Origin of the sequence: Schlesneria sphaerica (genome assembly GCF_044336245.1) — a bacterium.
In the GTDB taxonomy this organism is placed as follows: Bacteria; Planctomycetota; Planctomycetia; order Planctomycetales; family Planctomycetaceae; genus Schlesneria; species Schlesneria sphaerica.
On the sequence record NZ_CP172346.1, the window covers coordinates 704,041 to 725,455 of the forward strand.

Here is a 21,415-nt window from a genome sequence, read left to right on the forward strand (position 1 = left end):
CGCGTTGCCACCCTAGCGCCCCTCGGATGGTTGAAAGCGTTCATGCAAGCACCTTTAGAAGAATCCAGCACCACGTCGAAAAGCTTTCCTCCTTACCCCGGTTCTAAGCAGATGCCACGCTGGGACGGAGGAGAACTGCCTCAGGCTCCTGCGTTTTCCTGGCGTAACTGGCCCATGTTGCTCGGCCCCGGACTGGTCATGGCATCGGCGGCCATCGGTGGAGGTGAATGGCTGACAGGTCCCGTGGTGACGTCTCGCTACGGCGGGGGGCTGCTATGGCTCGCCGCGATCAGTATTCTCGTGCAGGTGATCTACAACGTCGAAATCAGCCGGTACACCCTCTACACCGGTGAACCCATTTTTACGGGTAAGTTTCGCACGCTGCCGGGTCCCAAGTTCTGGTTACCGATTTACCTGGTGCTCGACTGCGGTTCGTTCCTGCCTTACCTGGCTGCCAATACGGCCATTCCCCTGGCGGCGATCCTGTTAGGTGAACTTCCCGACCAGAAAGCGAACGCTGGCCTGCTGAAATTCCTGGGTTGTTTCGTCTTTCTGATCGTGATGCTGCCGCTGACCTGCGGTGGAAAGGTTTACGACTCGATCAAACGGATCATGACTTTCAAGCTGATTTTTGTCGGTTCGTTCCTGGTCTTTCTCGCCCTGTTCTACTCACGCTGGGATACCTGGAATGAAATCTTCACCGGTTTCTTCAAGGTTGGAAATGTTCCCGTCGTTGGACTGATTGATAAGAATAAGGACGGAAAGATCGACGCTGCCGATTCGATCCGCGGGAACAATATCGACAATGTGTTTGTGTCGCTGGCAGAAGGACGTGGACTTCCCAGGATCGACCTGACCTGGATCGGCTTCCTGACGGCCATGATCGCCATCTCGGGTAACGGAGGGTTGACCAATACCCCGATCAGCACGTTCACTCGGGAACAAGGCTGGGGGATGGGGAAACACGTCGGCGGAGTCCCCAGTATCATCGGTGGTCAGCCGATTGAGCTGTCTCACACGGGGATGGTCTTCCCGCTCACTACGGAATCTCTCGCCCGTTGGAAGCAGTGGGTTCGCCACGTTTCTCGCGAGCAGTTCTGGATCTGGATGCCCGCCTGCTTCATCGGTCTGGCACTGCCGAGCATGCTTTCCGTTCAGTTCCTCCCGTCAGATAAGCCGCTCAAAGACAGTGAAAAGTATCTGGCTGCGGCAATGACAGCGAACGGTGTCGCCGAAACGGTGACGGGCCGTGTGGTCACGGGAGAGGTTGAAACAGAGGACGAGAAGAACATGTTGCTGGGGGTGAAAGCCTCTCAGCGTCCCTGGCCCAACTACATTGTCTGGTTCACGACTCTGTTCTGTGGAGTTCTGGTGCTCGGGACGAGTATGGCGACGACCGCTGACGGTGTTCTGCGGCGCTGGATCGATGTTTTCTGGACAGGACTGCCCAGTCTTCGGAATGTCGAAACCAAGCACATCAGCAAGGTCTATTTCGGCGTTCTCTTGGTCTATGTGGGTGTCGGCCTGAGCATGTTACTGTTCGTGGACCCGTCACAACTGACGGTATGGTCAACGATTGTCTACAACTACGCACTGGGGTTCAGTTGCATCCACGTGATTTTCATTAACCGGTCCCTTCTCCCCAGAGAACTTCAGCCGCCTCGGTCTCGCGTGGCGATTCTCGCCTTTGGCGGATTGTTCTTCACGTTCATGGCCGTCATTTCCATGTTGGGAATTTTTCAGGATAAGGGCTACATTACGTGGTTTCATTCGTGAGATACGGAAGACGAGCGCGCCGTGCGTCTTCCATGTCACCGGGACTCGCCGAGGGATGACACCGGATCGGGACGACTGGTTCGGCCCGGTGCTTGAACTTTGCGAGGCGCGGTATTCGGTATTTTGGGGGAAGATCGATCACAGCCTGAGCGACCTTGCCTTGGTCCCACCAGGTAGGTGAACCGTACGAAAGTCACTTATCCAATTTCCCCGGAAGCCTCTGGAGAAGTTTAAGGCGAGCGAGTTCACGCACGATCGTGCGACCCTGTGGAAGAAGCGAGAACGCGTTTTTTAAGGATGATACGAACGCGATGGCCAACTGGATTGAAGTATTGCTGATGCTGCCCGTGCTTGAGATGACTGACGCGATCCCTTCCACATTGCTTGCGGCTGCCGATGCGGCACCAGCGGGATTGAAGTGGTGGATTGATTTTCTGCTGCACCTCGATGACAAGCTGATGGAGCTGGTCAAAGAGTATGGTGTCTGGACTCACCTGATTTTATTTGCGGTGATTTTCTGTGAAACCGGTCTGGTCGTGTTGCCCTTCCTCCCGGGGGATTCGCTGCTCTTCGCAGCAGGTGCCTTTGCGGCGGCGGGAAGTCTGAAGCTGGAATGGTTGATTCCCCTGTTGATCGTTGCCGCAATTGTTGGTGACACGGTCAACTACTGGATGGGCCACTGGATGGGTCCTCGCGCGTTCAGCGGGACCGTTCCCGGATTGAAGCCGAAGCACCTCGAGATGACACGCTCGTACTTCGAAAAATATGGTGGCAAGACCATCATTATCGCTCGCTTTGTTCCTCTGATCCGGACATTTGCACCGTTCGTTGCGGGACTGGGGGCGATGAACTACCGCCAGTTTTTCATCTACAACGTCGTCGGCGGTATCGTCTGGGTGCTGATCTTTACACTGCTTGGGTACTGGTTCGGAAATATTCCCTTTGTCAAAGACAACTTCGAATTGGTCATGGTGGCGATCGTGCTTCTCTCAGTGGCTCCGCCGGTCTGGGAATGGTGGCGTCACCGTTCAAGTCAAAAAGTTGTTAAAGAAGAAGCCGTCGTACAGGACTGAGGACGTTGATGAGCGGTGAACCGAAACGTGAGCAGTGGGCATCTCGAATAGGATTGGTTCTCGCCATGGCGGGAAACGCCGTTGGACTGGGAAACTTTCTCAGATTTCCCGCCCAGGCCGTCAAGAATGGCGGTGGCGCATTCCTGATCCCTTACATGGTTGCGTTTCTGGTGCTGGGTCTACCACTGATGTGGATCGAGTGGACGATGGGTCGATATGGTGGCCAGTTTGGTCACCATTCGACGCCCGGGATCTTCGACTCCATGGGGAAGCGGCGATTCTGGAAGTACTTCGGAATCTTCGGGCTGTGGTCGAACCTGATCATCGCCGCTTTTTATCTCTACATTGAATCCTGGTGCATGGCCTACGCCGGCTATTCACTGATGAACGGGTTCAAAGAGACGAGCCCTGAAAAATATTTCGACTGGCTGACCGGGCATACCCCCAATTCAATCCTGGCAATCAGCCCTGTCGGGATGATCTTCTTCGCGGCCTGTATCATCATCAACATCGCGATCTTGTCACGCGGACTCGCGAGAGGGATCGAGATCGTATCGAAGATCGGTATGCCCGTTCTCATTCTCTTCGCGACCCTGCTGGCAATTCGGGGACTCATGATCACCCCAGAATCCGACCCGCACGCAGTCGAAAGCGCACTGGTCGGATTGAACTATGTGTGGGAACCCAAATTTGATTCGTTGACCAACCCCAGCGTCTGGTTAGCCGCGGCAGGGCAGATTTTCTTCACGCTTTCGATCGGCATGGGGACGATGCATTGCTACTCGTCATACCTCCGAAAAGACGACGACGTCACGTTGAACGGTGCGACGGGCGCTTGGACGAATGAATTCTGTGAAGTGATTCTGGGGGGATCCATTCTGATTCCGATTGCGGTGGCCTACCTGGGACTCGCGGAAGTTCAACAAAAAGTCGCCAGCGGATCCGGGTTTGGACTTGGCTTCAACGTGTTTCCGACACTGTTCAACCATTGGGGCGCCCTGGCCCCTGCGGCGGGATTTTTGTGGTTCGGTCTGTTGTTCTTCGCAGCAATCACAAGTTCGCTGGCCATGGGACAACCCATCATGGCATTCCTTCAGCAGGAGTTCCGACTCAGTCGTGCCAAAAGTGCTCTGGCGTTCGGAGGCATGCTGCTGCCTATGGCCATCCCGGTTGCCATTTTCAACTCGCAGAGTTTTTTTGATGAGTTCGATTTCTGGGGTGGGACGTATTGCCTTGTCCTGATGGCAGTCGGCGAAGCCGTCTTGTTTTCGTGGGTGTTCGGAGTCGAAAAAGGCTGGGCGGAAATGATGCGAGGGGCGGATCTGAAAGTCCCCCGCTTCTTCTTCTGGGTGATGAAATATGTCACTCCCACCCTGCTGATCGTCATCCTGCTGGCTTCGACGTTTAAACCGAGCTGTGGCTGGGACAAATACGTGCAGTCGCTCGGAACGTCTTCTCCAGAGAAATTCGAATGGGCCAGCGACAGTATGGTGGGCAAACTCCTCCATCGGGACGTCGAACTGAAACCAGACGCGACTCCTGAGGAACTCACGTTCAACAAGAATCTGAAAATTGCGCGGACGGCCGATCGTCTGATGATGCTGGCATCCTTTGCGGGATTCGGAGCTCTCGTCTGGATCGCCTGGAAGCGACGGTCGGCGGAAGAGAGGACAATCACAACATGACGATGATGGCCTGGATTTTTATGCTGAGTGCCTGGTCGCTGATTCTGGCATGTACGCTGTACTGTTTCTGCAAACTGATGTGCTCAAAATGTCTTGAAACGTCCGAATCGAATGACTGAAACAGGACTCAAATTGAGACGGTGACGCCCGATGGTCAGGGTTCGCCATAAAGTCGCTCACAAGGCGATTCAGAGTACGACGGCCGGCAACGGCCTTGGTGAAACGCGATGCTCGATACATACACGGCTGGCTGCCCGGCGTGTATCGCCCTTGACTGAACTCCGAATCGACAACGGAGTGACGTCGGTCATCCGGCGTTTGAGATTGAAGCGGTAGACAAGGACATCGACAGTTCGAGTTTTGAACTACAGCATGGAATGAGTGGAGGGGAAACACGAGAGACGGTGGTTCACGTGGGCGATCGGTAAGCCTCGCCCTTCCGGGGGAGGACCTCCGACACGAACGGATCTGTAGTACGGTCTGCTTCGAATGGGATCAGCATCCCGCGAGGTAATCAAACGGATTGGCACTAACCTTGCATGAGTCGCTTTCGAATCTCGCTGAAGGGGTACAAAGGCTCGCGGCAAGAGGCGAATTGAAATGCTAAGCTCGATCGATATCCCGATGACAATCTTAGTTCGCTCGCCGTGGTCGATGGTCCGGCGGCGATTTTAAAGGAACAATCTGCACGTGTCTGAACACCAAGAACTACCACTGTTGAAAGCAGCCCGACGTGAAGCCATTGCGGCCTTTGCCATCTGGCTGGCCGCGACCATCTTCTCACTGGGATACTGTTTTACTTACGGGTATAGCCGCGATCCCGAGACTCTGACATACGTCATGGGATTCCCGGACTGGGTGTTCTGGGGCATTGTGCTGCCATGGGGCGTCTGCACGATCATTTCGACGTTGTTTGCCTTCCTCTTCATGACTGACGACGCGTTGCCCGAAAGCGGCAACGGGTAGCACATCGGCAACGCATTCGGGCATCCCTCACCGGACTCGTTTCAGGTGAAGGTCCTGCTCTGCGAATTCGGCTCTCTGCTCTCGTTTTGTATTGCATCTTTCTGTCCGGCCAGCCGCGAGAATTTCAGACCGATCCTTCAGAATAAGCATCGGTGCTGTGACTTTGAGCGAAGAGGATGGTCCTGGATATCGCCCCTCACAAAGTTTAGGTAATCAACTGTCAAATGATTGCAGCAACCGATCTCATTGACCCCGGATACAGTGTCCTGCTGGCGCTGCTACTGTTCATCGCCGCTTCGGTCTGGCTGGGAACCCTGGCACAGAAGGCGATGGAGAAGAAAGAATTTCTGACGGGATTCTTTCTGGGGAACCGCGGCCTGGGGGCGTGGGCCCTCGCCCTGACGGCGACCGTCCAAAGCGGGGGAACGTTCATGGGATTCCCCGCCCTGGCGTACAGCCACGGCTGGATCGTGCTGCTGTGGATCGGCAGTTATATGATCGTTCCGCTGATGGGATTTGCTGTCGTCGGTAAGCGACTGGCTCAGCTCAGCCGCATGACCGACTCATTCACGGTACCGGACTTGTTAAGAGAGCGCTTCGGTGACGCACGGATCGGCCTGGTCTCGTCGATCATGATCATCACCTTCATGTCGTTCACCATGTTCGCTCAGTTCAAAGCGGGTGCCACCATCATGAAGCATGCCTGGCCCGGTTCGGGGGTCCTGGCACTTTCGGAAGATTACGAACCCGCTGCCGCTCCGACAGAAGCGGCCCCACCGACGGCGGAGGGCGCGGAAAGTGATGCCGCCGTGGAAAGCCAAGCCGTTGCAAAGCCTGCATCCAAGCCGATTGACAAAAAGTATTACATCGGACTGGTGGTCTTTACCGTAACCGTGGTGGGATACACGCTGATCGGCGGGTTCCTTGCTTCTGTCTGGACCGACCTTTTCCAGAGCGTGATGATGGTGATCGGCGTGATGATTCTAGTCTGCCTCGCCGTTCCGATGGCAGGAGGTCTCGAACAGGCCACAAAAACGGCGATCGTCAACACATCGCCGGAGATCGCCTTTGGCCCGGGGCACAGTACCGATGGACGTCAATTCCTGACGCCGGGTCTTGCCCTCTCCATGTTCTTTATCTGGGTCTTCGCTGGCATGGTCTCACCTGCCAGTATGGTCCGCGTGATGGCAGCTGAAAGCACCGAGGTGATGAGAAAGTCCATCGCACTGCTCAGCTTCTACAACTGTCTGATTTACATCCCGCTCGTGATGACCTGTATTGCAGCGCGAACGATGCTGCCGAATCTCGACAAGCCCGATGAAGTGATTCCGCGAATGTCGATGCTGGTCACAGACGGGTTGCCACTGGGATCATTCCTGAGCGGCCTGATCCTGGCAGCACCTTTTGGTGCCATCATGGCGTCCGTAAGCTGCTTCATCCTGGTGATTTCATCAGGGTTGGTGCAGGACATTTACGTTCGCTTCATTAATCCCATCGCGACGGAAGCCCAGGTCCGCCGAGCGACCAATCTGTCGATGCTGGCAGTCGGTGCCATCGCGATCATCGCCAACATTGATCCTCCGAAATATCTGCAGGCTCTGGTGATCGTCAGTGGATCAGGCGGAGGTGCCTCGTTCCTCGCCCCAATCCTCATGGCCTGCTACTGGCGCAGAACGAGTGCCGCAGGAATGCTGTCAGGAATGCTGGTTGGCTTCCTGCTCTACTTCGGTCTGTTCTCAGCGGGCTGGATTCAAAACTGGGCATCGGCTGCAGGAGATAATTCCCTCGCCAAGCTGGCGCTCTCGATTCTCGGCCCTGATCCGAAGATCGGACTTCCCGGTCTGTTCCGCCCCTACTACGTGTGGGGAATTGATCCCATCGTCTGGAGTATTTTCGCCTCGGCGGTAACGGGGATTGTCGTCAGTCTCATGACAACTCCTCCCTCCGCCGAACGGGTTTCACGCTTCTTCGACGTCCAGCCGACGAAGGCGAGTACTGAAACGATTGCCGCCCCTGCAACGGGTTCCGTCTAAGTTATCAGCATGATGCACGACGTGGGCAAATGTGTGCCCCCGTCGTGCATCGCTCTTTCTGGCCCTGATCACGGCACCATGTCGTAGGCTCGCGAGAATCACTTCCATCCGCGGAGGCAAGATCAGATCAACTCGAGACTGCATGCGTCAAAACGACGGGGGACGACAGATCGTCGTCCCCCGTCACGTATTCCCCAGTGACCTAAGCGATTCAATTCCAAGTTTTACTGCGGCGGCAATGGAGGGGGTGTCGCAGTTTTCTGGAAGCTCCCGGCCCATTCGGGGATGAGGGAGGCCGCTGTCCATCCGCTGAGTTGTGGAGCCCACAGGAGTGTTTCCGCAGTAATTCGGCCTGCGGCGATCCCTTGTTGAACCTGCTCGGATGGGAACGGCCCTTGAGCCTGCCCATTGACCGCTACGTGCCAGGCAGGAAGGGGTGGTGGACTGGCTGCGGCGCCGGCGGGCATGCCGATGCCCGGAGTACTCATCATCCGACCTGCCATGGCGACCCCCATGCCCAGTCCGAGACCTTCGCCTCCGCCGCCGTTCTTTGCCGATTCTCGCATGGCTTCACCGAGCGAGTACTGCTGAAACCGGGTCATGTCTCCAAGGACACCCATACTCGTCCGCGTGTCCAGAGCACGTTCTACCGCTTCAGGGAGTGAGATATTGACAATAATTAACTGAGGAATCGCCAGACCGTACTCGTCGTCGATGCGTTCCTGCACATAGGCTCGCAGTTGCTCAGAGAACTCGTTGTATTTGGATGCCAGATCCAGCGCCGCCACCTGCTTTTCGGCCAGCATGTCCGCCATGGCTGACGCGATGATTGACCGCATCAGTTCAGAGACTTCATCCGTCTCGACAATACCATCGGTGCCGATGAGTTCTGTCAGCAATGCCTTGGGATCCACGGCCTTGAGGGCATAGACACCGAAAGCACGCAGGCGGATTGGTCCGAATTCCGGGTCACGCAACATGATCGGATTGGGTGTGCCCCACTTCAGATCCGTGATCTGTCGCGTCGTCACGAAATAGACCTCAGACTTGATCGGGCTATTGAAGCCGTACTTCCAGCCGGCGATTGTGCTGAGGATCGGCAGGTTTTGAGTGTTGAGGGTATGTGTACCCGGTTCGAACACGTCGGCTACTTTGCCATGCAGGACAAAGATCGCGAGTTGACCGGGGCGAACGATTAACTGTGCTCCCTGCTTGATTTCGTTCTGGTAGCGGGGGAAACGCCAGACAAGCGTATTCCGGCTATCGTCAATCCATTCGACGATGTCGATTAACTCGCCGCGCAGCTTGCCGAACAGTCCCATGTGATTTCTTTCTACAGATGAGTGATCAAGACGTGTTTCGATAATTCTACAACGCGGATGGTGTGCCTCAAGTGACCACAATTACCGAAGGGCCAACGATGGTTCCATGTTTGCTTTGCCGGTTGCAAAATGACTGAGAGTTTGTCTGGTACTTCTGGAGGAACCTCTTAACCAGCAAATTGATGGCGACATCGGCCTCTGCGGCGCAAGCCCAGTCGGGGACGTCATCATGGAGTCGCAGCCGCCAGATCAGGTCGTCGGGGGAGATTCCCCGTCCCTGGGCGTCGTGCAGGAAACGCAGGTCGCATGCTGGACCAGTCCAAAGATGAGCGGCTGACGAAGTGCCAGGCCAAGCCATGCCAGCACGCCAATGATGACCGGAAAGAACCAGGCGTCACCAACGCGAACGTGCGTGAACACTGCTCCACCCAGATAGCCAGTTAACAAAATCGCACCGAGAAATGACGTGCGAGGGATAAGATAAATCAATGTCACCGCAATTTCGAGGGTGCCGATCGCAGGAAGCAGTGGCAACGGAATTCCCAGCTTGTCCATCATCTCGTTCTTGCCGGGGAAATCGATGAACTTCGGAACTCCACTGGCTCCAATTACGAACAGTCCTACCAGTCCCGTCAGAATCCAACCTGTGATCCGTTGTGCTTTGGAGGGCATGCTGATTCGCCTGTAGAGTGTTATGAGTCGAGGTCGACTGTTTACTGACTTGGACTCAGTTCTTAGTCCAGAGCGCGCGTCCCGTTTTAACGCTTTTCAATTTGATCCGATAGTCGAGCGGATTCGCGTGGAGCGTCTGCGACTCGCACCGGCGGAGGAGGACTCGAGTCTTGTCTAAAATGCCTTCCACTCGGCGCCATGGTTCTGCTCGACAGCATGGCAGGGGTAACTCCTGGCACTCGTGGCGTGCCACTTGCAGGAGATTATGCACTCTGAAAAAGATGCGTTACCAATCACGAGAAAGGCCGTCACTGTGACAGAATTCCATGCCTACCGGGTCGATGATCGAACTGTCTACGCAGGAAGAACTGCGGAGGAAGCGGTTGCGGCGGCCCTTGCCGACACGCTCTTTGCCAGTGACCAGTTCTACGCTCCGGACGACTGTGTTCAGATTCCCAATCACGTAGTAGTTCCAAATCCCGATCCGCAACAGAGGGCCACGATCGGGATGCTGCTGGAAAATGTCACCGCACCCGGACGTCTGTGCGAAATCGAGTCCTGACTGCCAGAACCTCTCGCAAGGGGGTTTTTCTCAATTACTTCAAGACAGGCGCAACTTCGAGAGCCCTTTCGTTTCTGCTGCGGGCGGGACCGGCTCAGCAACGCGTCTCTATGACGAAATCGGTAACCACAGCAACCCTTGCCTCCGAATCACGTGAAGGTCTAAGATCGGTGCAGGAGCAGACGTCAAGTTGAGATACTTCATCGGTTGGATACTGATACTGCACGCATTGCACTTTCCAGTCCTTTGTCCGGACCTGGATGGGGAGTGTCGCGGCACGCCGATTCAGAGTCTTTCCGAGGGACATGCCTGGCACATTGTCTTGCTGGGTGTCCGTCCCAACGACGATATCGACCGGGGACCGATCAGGACGGAAGATCCATCGGTACCGTGCGAATTGAATGACTCCCTCTTCGGTGATTGTGCAATCAGCGCAATGCGCTATACAGGACTGGATGGTCTGGCGTTTCAATTCATTCTCCGTGATCCTCGCCTGCAGCTCGGTCTTACCACACCGTTGTTGTCGCCGTTCACGGAGTGCAACTGCGTACTGCCGCATCCTTGCGCGCGATCTGTCTCGATTGCGCTTTGTCGCTGGCAGATTTAATCGCAAATCCCGCCGTCCGCGGGGATGTTCCTTCCTCGGTGAGAGGCGTTTATCGCCCCCTCAGAGTGCAATATCGCTGCTCGCTTAACGCGGTCGTCCGTTTCTCGGGACGTGGTCCAGATCGCCAACCCAGTCGATTGAACATCCAGATCGACTTTCGGTCGCCGTAGCTGGGTCGTTGCACGGTTGGTCATGGCTGCACTCCGGCACGGACGGACATAGACAGCTCTACGAACCAGTGCACCGCTACGGACTCACCGAGTCAAAACCCGCGTGCATCCGCATAACAGCGCCATCTCGCTTGATCCAGGGATGCGTCGAACGTCTACCTGTTTTTCATGAAGGATACCTTCTCATGTTTTTCAATAAGCAAAAGTCTCGTCTCATTCGTCGATCTGCCAGGCAAGCCTTCACGTTGATTGAGTTGCTCGTGGTGATCGCGATTATCGCAGCGCTGATCGCCCTGCTTCTACCCGCAGTTCAACAGGCAAGAGAAGCCGCACGAAGAACTCAATGCAAAAGCCAGCTCCGACAGATTGGGCTGGCACTTCACAACTACCACGACAACTTTCAGGCAATTCCCCCGGGATGGGTGGGCGTCACTTCAAACCAGGTTGATGTCCAAGGAGTGAACGGCTGGAGTTGGGCGGCGCGACTGCTGCCGCAGCTCGATCAGTCCCCACTCTTCAATGCCATCAATTTCGGTCAGTCAATCCTCGCACCAGGCAATGCTGCTCCCCGATCGAATTCGGTCGCCGTCTACCGCTGTCCCTCTGATATTGGACCGCGAGTATGGACGATAACCTCAGCAGGAACACAAACACCGCTCGCGGAAATCGCTGGAGCAACATACTCGGGCGTGTTCGGGTCAGATGAGATCGATTTCTGCAACGGGCTGGCTCCGGGACTCCCCTGCCGCAGCGACGGACTATTCTATTTGAACAGCTTCGTTCGGTTTGTCGACGTGACGGATGGTCTGAGCAACACGCTGATGGTGGGCGAACGCCTTTCCCGGCCGGGCGCTGGATGGCTTTATACGTGGACGGGAGTAGTGAGTGGGGGTGAGAATCCGATCGTTCGAATCCTGGGGGACACCGATATCACCCCGAATCGTGATTTGATCCACATTGACGAATTCGCCAGCTATCACGTCGGTGGTGCACAGTTCGTTCTGGGCGATGGTTCCGTTCGATTCATCAGTAACAGTATCGATCTGAGGATCTACCAGGGCCTGGCGTCGCGTGCTTCGGGAGAAATTATTGGCGAGTTTTAATTGGAAATCGAGACGAATACTTCTCTCGAATTTACGATAGAAGAGACGACGAGTTTCTGCGGGGATCGACGGCGGTGATCAGAATATCATCGCCGTCGACGTCTTGAGCAGCACGCGAGGCATGTGACAGATTCAAATTGGCAATCGAGGGGGGGGACGGAGATCATTCGAAGTGACTCCCGGGCGAGAGCTCGGATCACAGGCACTACTTTTTTTTACGCTGCTTTTTCTGACGCGGTAGAGGCAGAGCCGGAGCTGAATTTCTGTATTCTCTGTAGAAGAAATACCCCGCGAACAGCATCAGCGGCAGCACGAAAGCCCAATAAGGGAACGCGCGTGACGAGAAGATTCCGCGGTAGGTTCCATCTGACGTGCGGAGAGAACAGTTGAAGCTGGCCGTACCGAACGGCTTGCCCGGGTTTTCGACCTGAAACTCTGCGTCTCCAATGTCAAGTTGGGCCCACGTCCTTGCTCCTGCGACATTCGGTCGAACGCGCCCCGATCCCCAGGATCGCAGTCGGCCATCGGCCTGATCGCCGATCCGGGTCAGTGACAGTCGACTGAAAGTGATGCACTGGCTGGCGGAGTAAATTTGAAAGTACTCGTCAGATCCAAGGGGAATATTGATTACGTTATAAACGTACACACTTCGGAACCAGATTAGCGCGATCAGACAGGCTACCACGAACGTGATCTGTCCTGCTTTCCCTTTCCGCGGCAGGGAGCTCTCTGTTGCCATTCATCGCCACCTTGGGGCTCAAAGTCGTAAAAGAAATCGAATATCCCCGACAGACTGAGAATGGGCAACCCCTGCCCCCAGGACCGTCACAGACTTTGCGACCTTCTTTTCGCACGATACGGATGCTGTTAGGAAGAGGCCTCAGGCTGACGGTATTCGTTGACTTATCGATTCTGGCGGACTTTTTCACAACTTGAGTCTCATCCCTTCGGTACGATGGTCGGGGAAAACGAGTTGGAGCACCAGCAGGTCCAATTCGACAGAAGTAAAGACTGCGACGCAGATTTGCGTTGTTTATCCCTCCCGGCTACCCTCTCTGTTCCGTTGCTGCCCTGCCAGTTGCGTGCCTGAACGGGAATCCCGTCGATGGGTTTCCGATTGTCATTCAACGCTTTTGATCGGCTCGGCGTATATGTCAGAGTCGTGATCGTTTTCCCACTTTCGAGCCGGTGACATGCGTTCGTTGAACTCTCTCTGCCTGATTCTATTGCTACTGTTACTTCCAGGTTGTGGGCCGCGCGTCGTGAAGGCTCCTTTTTCAGGAGTCGATTCTTCGGGGAATAGCAAAAAGGATGGTACTTCAACAGCCTCCTCTGACGACGTTCTGACCAGTGCCGTCCATCAGCTTCGGCCGGAAAACTTCGGAATCAATGCCGCCACCGATAAGCCAGTCAGTCTGCTCAATTCATGGCGGTACAAGCGAGCCGAAAAAGAGCCTGCTGCTGAACAATCCGTACCCGTGACCACTCCGTCCGGCTGGGTCCAGCCTGAAGAGGAAGAACGGCTGAATCAGGCAAAATTTGACGCCATCGACGCACAACACGTACGGGATGCCATGTTCCATCGCGTGCTGGCAGGATACTTGTCTGACCGAGGCCAGTCGGAACTGCAAAAAGTTGTGGCGATCGTCGAATTCGTCTGTCGTAACGTTGCCCTCTGGAAGGATGACGACATCGAGCTGCAGATGCAGCCGTACCTTGTGATGCAGTTAGGGCTCGGCTCCGCCGAGGATCGGGCATGGGTCTGTGCCGAGATTTTCCGTCAGATGCGAATCGACACCATCGTGCTGCGAGCCAGTTCCGACACCAGGTCGACGAGCGACAAGTGGTTGCTGGGTGTCATTCTCGACGGCAAGGTCTATCTCTTCGACCTTCAACTGGGACTTCCTATTGGAGGAGGAGAGGACACTGCCCGTGATTCGGTCGCGACCTTGGCCGAAATCCTCGAACATCCCGACTGGCTTCAGCAGATGGCCATCAAAGACCCTTACAGACTGACCGCAGATGAACTACGCGATGCCACGGTTTATGTGATGACCGGCATGGAGTTCTGGTGCCGACGGATGCATGACCTGGAACAGGTTCTTCCCCCAAGCGACTTATGCATTCTGTACGATCCGCTGAGCGATGAAGCTGGCCGGACGGGCTTGCTGCAACGAGTCGCCAAGGCGGGTAACTGGTCCGTCGACAGTCTGAAGCTCTGGCCATATCCGCGTCAGCAGGCTGAAGAAATGAAGAAAATTGCCGAGGAGAAGCAACTGGAATGGAACCGGCTAACGGTACCGTTCAGCGTCCCCATTCCCGTCGATTTTCACGAAGATGGCAAGTTCACGATCGGCACGCCTGAGCGGAAGTTCCAGCGTTATCGATCAGATCACCTGCTCGGTAAGTTCGCTGAGGCGACTGCTCGCTATCTGAGAATCCGGCATCTTGAAGTCGAGCGGAACCCGCCCGACGTCGAAGTCGTGAACAAAATGGCTTCCGAAAATGCCTTCTACTGGACCGCACTCTGCAAGTACGAACTGGGTGAGTACGCAACGGCAGTCGAGCTGCTGACCGACTACATCAAGAAGTATGACCGCAAGGGAAAATGGTTCTTCCCCGCACGAACGCTGCTGGCTCAAAGTCACGCCGAACTGGGCCAGTATGCCGATGCGATTGCCACATTTGATCGAACATCGTCCGACGATCCCTATCGAGTCGCGAACGCGCTGCGAGTCAAACGCTGGACCGAAGCGAAATCCAAATAGTTTGGCTCACCAATCTATGAACGAAGGGCAGGGTCGATCCACTGGAATCCCCCTGCCCTTTTTCTTTTACTCACATTCGTATCCGATGCCGTTGCCCCGGGGTTCCCCTCAGCAACTGCGGTAACCCCGCAAGTGGAGCCTGCCTGGGGCGTTCCCCCCCTTGAACAGCATCGTTGCACGAGACGATTACAGAGTTCCCTTCGACGAGGGAACTCCGGTCTGGCGAGGGTCGACCGTGGTGGCCTGGCGGAGGGCTCGGGCCGTCGCCTTAAAAATTGCCTCGGCGATGTGGTGACTATTGGTCCCGTGATGGAGAACGAGATGGAGGTTCATCAGGGCGTTCGATGCCACCGCCTGCCAGAACTCTTCTACGAGTTCTGTGTCGAACTGCCCAATCTTCTCCGTCGGGAACTCAACCTTGTAGATAAACTTGACGCGACCGCTTAAGTCGAGAGCGGATGTGACCAGCGTCTCTTCCATGGGGAGCGTCATCGAACCATAGCGGGTGAGTCCATGTTTATCACCAGCCGCCTGCGCGAGGGCCTTGCCCAGGCAGATACCGACATCTTCCGTCGTATGATGGTCGTCGATATGCAGATCGCCGATGGCCGCGACTTCCAGATCGAACTGGCCGTGCTTGGCAAACAGCGTCAGCATGTGATCCAGGAAACCGACCCCCGACTCAATCTTGGCTTTTCCGCTGCCATTCAGGTTCAGCGAAAGTTGAATGTCGGTCTCGGCCGTTTTGCGTTGAATGGTCGCAATGCGCGTCATGGGTCAGTGTCCGGAAAGTCTGTAAAAGTCAGCGGAAGATACGAAAATGAATCAAACGATTTCCGTCAGAGCACGAATCAGCAGTTCGATCTCGTCGTCGGTCCCGATCGTGATCCGCAGCCCATCGAGCGTTTGAGCATTGGCCCAGGAAACGTCAGGAAACGTCATGTAGCGGACCAGAATTTTCTTCGCCTTCAGGGCTTCGTACAGCCGCTTATGTTCCCCCGAGGGATGCGTTGCCCAGACGAAGTTGGTCTGACTGGGGACGACGTGGAACCCAAGAGACGCAAGAGCCGCGTTAAGACGCTCGCGCGTCGTACGAATCCGGGCGACGTTGGACTGCATCCATTCCTGGTCTTGGATGGCGGCCGTGGCTGCGGCCAGCGAGATCGCGTCGCAGTTGTAGCTGTCCTTCATCTTTCGCAGACCCGAAATGATGGAAGGGTGTGCCATCGCGAACCCGAATCGAATCCCCGCCAGGCTGTAGCTTTTGCTGAACGTGCGGGTAATCACCAGTCGCGTCCCGATGGTGCTGTTCAGCAGTTCGCCCCGATGTGGGTGATCGGCAAAATCTCCATAGGCTTCGTCCAGGACCAGAACACCATGCCGCGGAGTGAGCGACACCAGATCATCCCAGGTCCAGCGATTGCCTGAAGGCGAATTGGGATTCGGAATGAAGACCAGCTTGCACTGCTCGACAATTGGCATGACCTTTTCGAAATTCCACGACCAGTCCGGTTCCAGTGGAAGTCGCACATGTCGCGCCCCCTGAAGGTCAGCCAGCGTTTCGTAAAGGATGTAGCTGGGATATGGAAAGGCAATCTGATCACTCGTCCCGGCGAAGGATCGAGTCAGAATCGTCAGGACCTCGTCGCTGCCATTTCCTGGCAGGATCCAGTCGGGATCGACGTTCAGAACCTCAGCCGCCGCCTTCCGGAACCTTGTCCCGTGCGGGTCCGGATACAGATTCAATCGCCCGCGTGCCGCTTCGTTGATGGCTTCGAGAACCCGCGGTGATGGCGGATAGGGGTTCTCGTTGGTGTTCAGCTTCGTCCAGCCCGTATCCTGTGGCTGTTCCCCCGGCATGTAGCCGGCAAGTCGATCAATTTCAGGTCGAAAAAGGCTCATAGTCATCTCAATGGGAAAGCCGTGCGCCACCCCATCTCCCTGTTACGAGAAATGTCTTCAGATCAGATTTGTCCGGAGACGAGTGGCGCAGGATCAAGCGGGTAGCGTCACTCCTGCCGAATCATCCCCGATCAGACTCGCTTCTATTCGCGGGCATGTTCCGCGGAATAGTTGGGTGACTCTTCCACGATCGAGATGTCATGCGGATGACTTTCCCGAACCGAAGCGGGGGTCACTTGGATAAAGCGGGCCTGCGTCCTGAGTTCCGCGACCGTCTGCACGCCACAGTAACCCATCCCGGCACGCAGACCACCGATCAGTTGGTAAAGCACGCTGGGAAGAGCCCCGCGGTAGGCGACACGCCCTTCGACCCCTTCAGGCACCAGCTTTGAGGGGCCGGAACTTCGCTGTTCGTCCGCGTTGGACTGCCGATACCGCTCGCTGCTTCCCTTAACCATCGCCCCGAGCGAGCCCATCCCGCGATAGCGTTTGAAGCGTCGACCCTGATAAAGAATTGTTTCGCCAGGGCTTTCATCCAGTCCTGCCAGCAGTCCGCCGAGCATGACGACATGGGCACCAGCGGCAAGGGCCTTGGTAATGTCGCCACTGTAGCGGATACCACCGTCGGCGATGATGGAGACGTCCGTTCCGACGATCGCCTTCGATGCATTCGAAATGGCGGTCAGTTGCGGAACTCCAATCCCGGCGATGATCCGTGTCGTACAGATCGAACCGGGCCCGATACCGACCTTCACGGCATCAACACCAGCACGGACCAGTTCCTTGGCCCCTTCTGTCGTCGCGACGTTTCCCGCGATGACGTCGATTTCCCAGCGACGTTTCAATTCCTTGACGGTTTCGACCACGTTGCGGGAATGTCCGTGAGCACTGTCGACGCAGAGGACGTCGACCCCTTTTTGAATCAGGCGTTCAGCTCGCTCATAGTCACCGACACCGATCGCCGCGCCGACTCGCAATCGTCCGCGTGAATCCTTGGCGGCTCGTGGGTAGCGAAGGTTCTTGTCGATATCCTTAATCGTGATCAAACCCTTGAGCAGGTTATTCTCATCGACCAGCAGCAGTTTTTCGACTTTGTTTTCGAGCAGGATCCGCTGTGCGTCGGCCAGAGTCGTATCTTCTTTCGCCGTGACCAGATTGTCCTTGGTCATCAGTTCCGAAATAGGCTTGTCCATATCACCGGAAAGCATGAACCGCAGGTCGCGACGGGTCAGGATGCCCATCAGGTGACCGTTACGGGTCACAGGAACGCCGCCAATATTGCGGTTTTCCATGATATCCCACGCTTCAGCGGCGGTCGCTTCCGGCGGCAGTGTCACCGGGTCCACGATGACACCGTGCTCAGCACGCTTGACTCGTTCCACCTGCATCGCCTGATGTTCGGCAGACATATTCTTATGGATGATCCCCATGCCACCTTCCTGGGCGATGGCCACGGCCATTTCGCTTTCCGTCACGGTGTCCATCGGGCTGCTGACGATCGGAACATTGATACGGATGTTCTTCGTCAACTGGGTCGCAACATCGGCCTCATTGGGCATGACTTCGCTATACCGTGGCTCCAGCAGGACATCGTCGAACGTGATTCCTCTGTATGCGATACGATCTTCCATAATGATTTCCTAGCCTCCTCACGACCTCTAACGACATTTCTTTATCAATGATCAACTTGGATTATTGCAGTCTTTTTTCGATGACTCGACGCTGCAGCTGGTTTGACAGTTCGACCAGCTGCTTCACATCCAGTTCTTCGGCACGGGTTTCCGGAGAAAGCTGCATCGAAGCAAGAGCCTCGTCGATCTGCTCTTTTGAAAGCTTTTGCTTGAATAGCGAGACAATCACCCCTCGCAACAATTTACGGCGCTGGGTGAAGATGTCTCTTAGAAAAAGTTGAAACTCGCCCCGATTCACGATCTTCGCTTTGGCCTCATAATCCGGATCGATTCTCAAAATGGCAGAATCGATGATCGGCTTGGGCCAGAAAACACTGGGCCCCAGTTTCCGCAACAGCTTGAGCTCACACTGGGCCTGGAGCCAGACCGACAATGCGCTGTAGGTTCCGGTTCGGGGCTTCGCCACCATTCGCTCGGCCAATTCCCACTGGATCGTCACCACCATCAGCTCCCACGGCAGGTCGCTGGCGATGATGTTCGAGATAATCGGGGTACCGACGTTGTAAGGTAAGTTTGCCACCAGCTTCAGCCGCCGCTTGGGATCGACCGCCAGTTCCCGCCGAACGGCCTCCATCACGACCGGGGCGATCTGGTTTTTGCTTTTGAGTGCATCTGTGTGCAGGAGAGTCACATTGCTGCGTCCCTCGACCGCACGCGACGCCAGCTTGTAGAGGTTCGAGTCATATTCGACAGAGACGACCGCTGCTGCCGCAGAGAGATATGTCGTCAGTCCCCCGGTGCCGGCCCCCACCTCTAGGACCACGTCGTCCGGTCCGAGTCGCGCCTCCTGGACAATCATTTCCAGCAGGTTCAGATCGATCAGAAAATTCTGACCTAGATCCCCGCGCGGGTGTAAACCCAGTTCTTCGAACAGGGAAATTAAGTGGGATCGTGTTTGCCGCTGCGGTGAGTTCATGAAAATCCGGTAATTTCGTTGCAATGAAAGAGTATAGCCAAAAGTCCGAAAGAATTTCAGGGTGTCGCGACCCGGAATAATTCGTTTCCCGAGACATTCCGGGTTCACCGGCCCTGTAATCCACTATTCCGCCAATTCCAGGTAAGGATCCAGCCCCATCGCCCGGCACATCGTTTCGCGGCTTTTTTCTTGTTTCAGTAACTGCTTACGGTACTTGCGTTCCTGATTTTCGATGCGTCGCTGGAGCTGGCGGAAGGGGCGAATCCAACTCGGAGCAAGCTCTCCACCACGCGAGACGGCGGCAGCCCGGTTACGCAGCCTGGTGAGCTGTGCGGCGGTCAGATATCGGAACAACTCGTCTTCCAGAGAAAGCCAGAACTGGTAGGAACCGGGATCCCCCTGACGGGCTGCTCGACCTACCAGCTGACGATCGATCCGCCGATTCGTGTGCATTTCCGTTGCAATGACGTGCAGACCGCCACTTGCATTGACCGCAGGGTGCAAGTGAATGTCGGTCCCCCGTCCCGCCATGTTGGTGGCAATTGTAATTCGCCCCGGCTGACCTGCTTGCGCAATAATTTCCGCTTCGACATCATCGAACAGCGCATTCAGAATCTGGCAATCGATCTCTCGGCTGCGAAGCTCTCTCCCAAGAACTTCAGAGGCTTCGACGGAAGGGGTTCCGATTAAGACGGCCCGCCCCAGTCGGTATAGCCGTTCAATTTCCGGGATCAGCCCCTGACGCTTGGCCTCCTGGGTGAGAAAGATTCTTGGAGTTAACCCTTGCCGGATGCAGCGTCTGTGCGTGGGGATGACGGTCACTCCCAGGCCGTAGGTGTGCTGAAACTCGCGAGTTGCCTGGATGCCGGTCCCTGTCATCCCAGCCAGATTTTCGTAGCGGCGGAAAAAAGTTTGCACGGTGATCCGGGCCGCTTCACCTGTCTCCGCTGTGATAGGAACCCGCTCTTTGGCCTCAATCGCCTGATGCAGACCTGCCTGCCACTTGCGACCATCGAGTGTCCGACCGGTCCCTTCGTCGACGATCGCGATTTCCTTCTTTTTTGTAATGACGTAGTCCCGCCCTCGCTCGTACGCGTAATCGGCTCGCAGCGCCTGCTCAACACTCGTATAAAGTTTTTCAGTGTCGAATGAACTGAGTCGCGTTGGCTTGAGTGCGAGAACAACCTTCCGCGTCCCCGCGTTGGTCAGTTCAACGGTTCGCTTACCCGGGTCAAACAGATAATCCTGGGAAAGCGTGAGCTGCGGAACCAGATCACGGGACCAGTGAAGCAGCTCTTCAATTTCCTGCGTGTTTTCACGTTCCAGTCCAATGATCAGCGGAGTGACCGCATCATCGATCAAGACACTGTCGGCTTCGTCAATCAACGCGAAATAATGCCCGCGCTGCACAGGCCCCGCTTCCGCCTGAGACTCTGCCTCAAACAGTTGAGCACGGTACGCCTCATCCAGCCGGGAACCGACTTTCAATCGATCTCGCAGAAAGTCGAATCCAATCTCACGGCTGGTCGCATAGGTGATGTCTTTCGCGTAAGCACGCCGACGGGCGTCCGGCTGACTGGACGAGACGACACTGCCCACAGTCAGCCCCAGCTTTTCGTAGACAGGTCCCATCAGATCACAGTCACGCTGGGCGAGATAGTCGTTGACAGTCACCACATGGCACCCGCGACCGGGCAGTGCCCGCAGATAGGTCGGCAGCGTCGCAGTGAGTGTCTTTCCCTCACCCGTCTGCATCTCGGCCAGTCCCCCTTCGAACAGCCCGATTCCACCAATGATCTGCACCAGATAGTGTTGCTTGTCCAGGACGCGCCGTGCAGCTTCTCTCACCAAGGCATAGGCCTGCGGCAAGAGCACCTTGAGCGGGACACCTGACTTCGATCGCCAACGCAACTCTTTGGAAAGAGACAGCAATGCATCGTCGGTGAGTCCGGAATAGTCTTCGGACAGTTCGACAACGTGCTGCGCCAGACCGCTCCAGCGGGCCACCCGGGCGGCCATGGGCCGTCCTCCCGACTTCGCCAGATACCAGAAATCCGTGATTGCGGACATAGCTGCCGAAGCCCCGAGCTCAATGAAGGTGCGAGATGCTGCTCGGTCGTGGATGATCAATGAAAAGAGAGAAAAGGGAACCCTCGCTCCAGTTCGAGC

At 55.9% G+C, this 21,415-nt stretch carries 16 protein-coding genes; 8 read left to right on the forward strand and 8 right to left on the reverse strand.

The genetic code is table 11. The features are described from left to right. Positions 1-42 precede the first annotated feature (42 nt). From ACGY09_RS02540 to ACGY09_RS02560, 5 genes are all read left to right on the forward strand, one after another. Positions 43-1,776 (forward strand): Nramp family divalent metal transporter, encoded by a 1,734-nt coding sequence (locus ACGY09_RS02540; protein WP_397570358.1) that lies wholly within the window; start codon positions 43-45, stop codon positions 1,774-1,776. A gap of 356 nt (positions 1,777-2,132) precedes the next feature. Next, complete coding sequence (locus tag ACGY09_RS02545; RefSeq protein WP_397571841.1) at positions 2,133-2,849, forward strand: DedA family protein; 717 nt, start codon at positions 2,133-2,135, stop codon at positions 2,847-2,849. 8 nt (positions 2,850-2,857) lie between these two features. Continuing rightward, positions 2,858-4,534 carry a sodium-dependent transporter gene (locus tag ACGY09_RS02550; RefSeq protein WP_397570359.1) on the forward strand — a complete coding sequence of 559 codons (1,677 nt, stop codon included), beginning with the start codon at positions 2,858-2,860 and terminating at the stop codon, positions 4,532-4,534. 690 nt (positions 4,535-5,224) lie between these two features. Further along, positions 5,225-5,500: a DUF997 family protein gene (locus tag ACGY09_RS02555; protein WP_397570360.1), complete on the forward strand. Its 276-nt coding sequence runs from the start codon at positions 5,225-5,227 to the stop codon at positions 5,498-5,500. A 224-nt stretch (positions 5,501-5,724) separates the two neighbouring features. After that, positions 5,725-7,533 carry a sodium:solute symporter gene (locus tag ACGY09_RS02560; RefSeq protein ID WP_397570361.1) on the forward strand — a complete coding sequence of 603 codons (1,809 nt, stop codon included), beginning with the start codon at positions 5,725-5,727 and terminating at the stop codon, positions 7,531-7,533. A gap of 224 nt (positions 7,534-7,757) precedes the next feature. Here the strand turns inward: ACGY09_RS02560 and ACGY09_RS02565 are convergent, their stop codons facing one another. Then, entirely contained in the window at positions 7,758-8,855 is a 1,098-nt protein-coding gene (locus ACGY09_RS02565) for an SPFH domain-containing protein (protein ID WP_373651656.1), read from the reverse strand. Positions 8,856-9,104: 249 nt separating this feature from the next. Next, complete coding sequence (locus tag ACGY09_RS02570; RefSeq protein ID WP_373651655.1) at positions 9,105-9,527, reverse strand: DoxX family protein; 423 nt, start codon at positions 9,525-9,527, stop codon at positions 9,105-9,107. Between the two features lie 313 nt (positions 9,528-9,840). Here ACGY09_RS02570 and ACGY09_RS02575 point away from each other — a divergent pair, with 313 nt between their 5' ends. Both ACGY09_RS02575 and ACGY09_RS02580 read left to right on the forward strand, forming a co-directional pair. Next, positions 9,841-10,089, forward strand: a complete 249-nt coding sequence (locus ACGY09_RS02575; RefSeq protein ID WP_373651654.1) for a hypothetical protein — start codon at positions 9,841-9,843, stop codon at positions 10,087-10,089. A gap of 962 nt (positions 10,090-11,051) precedes the next feature. Continuing rightward, entirely contained in the window at positions 11,052-11,969 is a 918-nt protein-coding gene (locus ACGY09_RS02580) for a DUF1559 domain-containing protein (protein ID WP_397570362.1), read from the forward strand. A gap of 205 nt (positions 11,970-12,174) precedes the next feature. On the opposite strand, the gene ACGY09_RS02585 is transcribed toward ACGY09_RS02580, so the two are convergent. Further along, positions 12,175-12,708: a hypothetical protein gene (locus tag ACGY09_RS02585; RefSeq protein ID WP_397570363.1), complete on the reverse strand. Its 534-nt coding sequence runs from the start codon at positions 12,706-12,708 to the stop codon at positions 12,175-12,177. A 454-nt stretch (positions 12,709-13,162) separates the two neighbouring features. Here ACGY09_RS02585 and ACGY09_RS02590 point away from each other — a divergent pair, with 454 nt between their 5' ends. Continuing rightward, positions 13,163-14,737 carry a tol-pal system YbgF family protein gene (locus ACGY09_RS02590; RefSeq protein ID WP_397570364.1) on the forward strand — a complete coding sequence of 525 codons (1,575 nt, stop codon included), beginning with the start codon at positions 13,163-13,165 and terminating at the stop codon, positions 14,735-14,737. Positions 14,738-14,923: 186 nt separating this feature from the next. Here ACGY09_RS02590 and hisB read toward each other — a convergent pair whose 3' ends face one another. The 5 genes from hisB to ACGY09_RS02615 all read right to left on the reverse strand — a co-directional run bounded on the left by hisB (position 14,924) and on the right by ACGY09_RS02615 (position 21,316). Next, entirely contained in the window at positions 14,924-15,511 is a 588-nt protein-coding gene (hisB, locus tag ACGY09_RS02595) for an imidazoleglycerol-phosphate dehydratase HisB (protein ID WP_373651650.1), read from the reverse strand. A gap of 51 nt (positions 15,512-15,562) precedes the next feature. Then, a complete protein-coding gene (gene hisC, locus ACGY09_RS02600; RefSeq protein WP_397570365.1) occupies positions 15,563-16,639 on the reverse strand; it encodes a histidinol-phosphate transaminase in 1,077 nt (358 codons plus the stop codon). A gap of 143 nt (positions 16,640-16,782) precedes the next feature. Beyond that, entirely contained in the window at positions 16,783-18,270 is a 1,488-nt protein-coding gene (gene guaB / locus ACGY09_RS02605; RefSeq protein WP_397570366.1) for an IMP dehydrogenase, read from the reverse strand. Between the two features lie 61 nt (positions 18,271-18,331). Further along, entirely contained in the window at positions 18,332-19,246 is a 915-nt protein-coding gene (rsmA, locus tag ACGY09_RS02610; RefSeq protein WP_397570367.1) for a 16S rRNA (adenine(1518)-N(6)/adenine(1519)-N(6))-dimethyltransferase RsmA, read from the reverse strand. A gap of 123 nt (positions 19,247-19,369) precedes the next feature. Next, complete coding sequence (locus tag ACGY09_RS02615; protein ID WP_373651646.1) at positions 19,370-21,316, reverse strand: translocase; 1,947 nt, start codon at positions 21,314-21,316, stop codon at positions 19,370-19,372. Between the last annotated feature and the right edge of the window lie 99 nt (positions 21,317-21,415).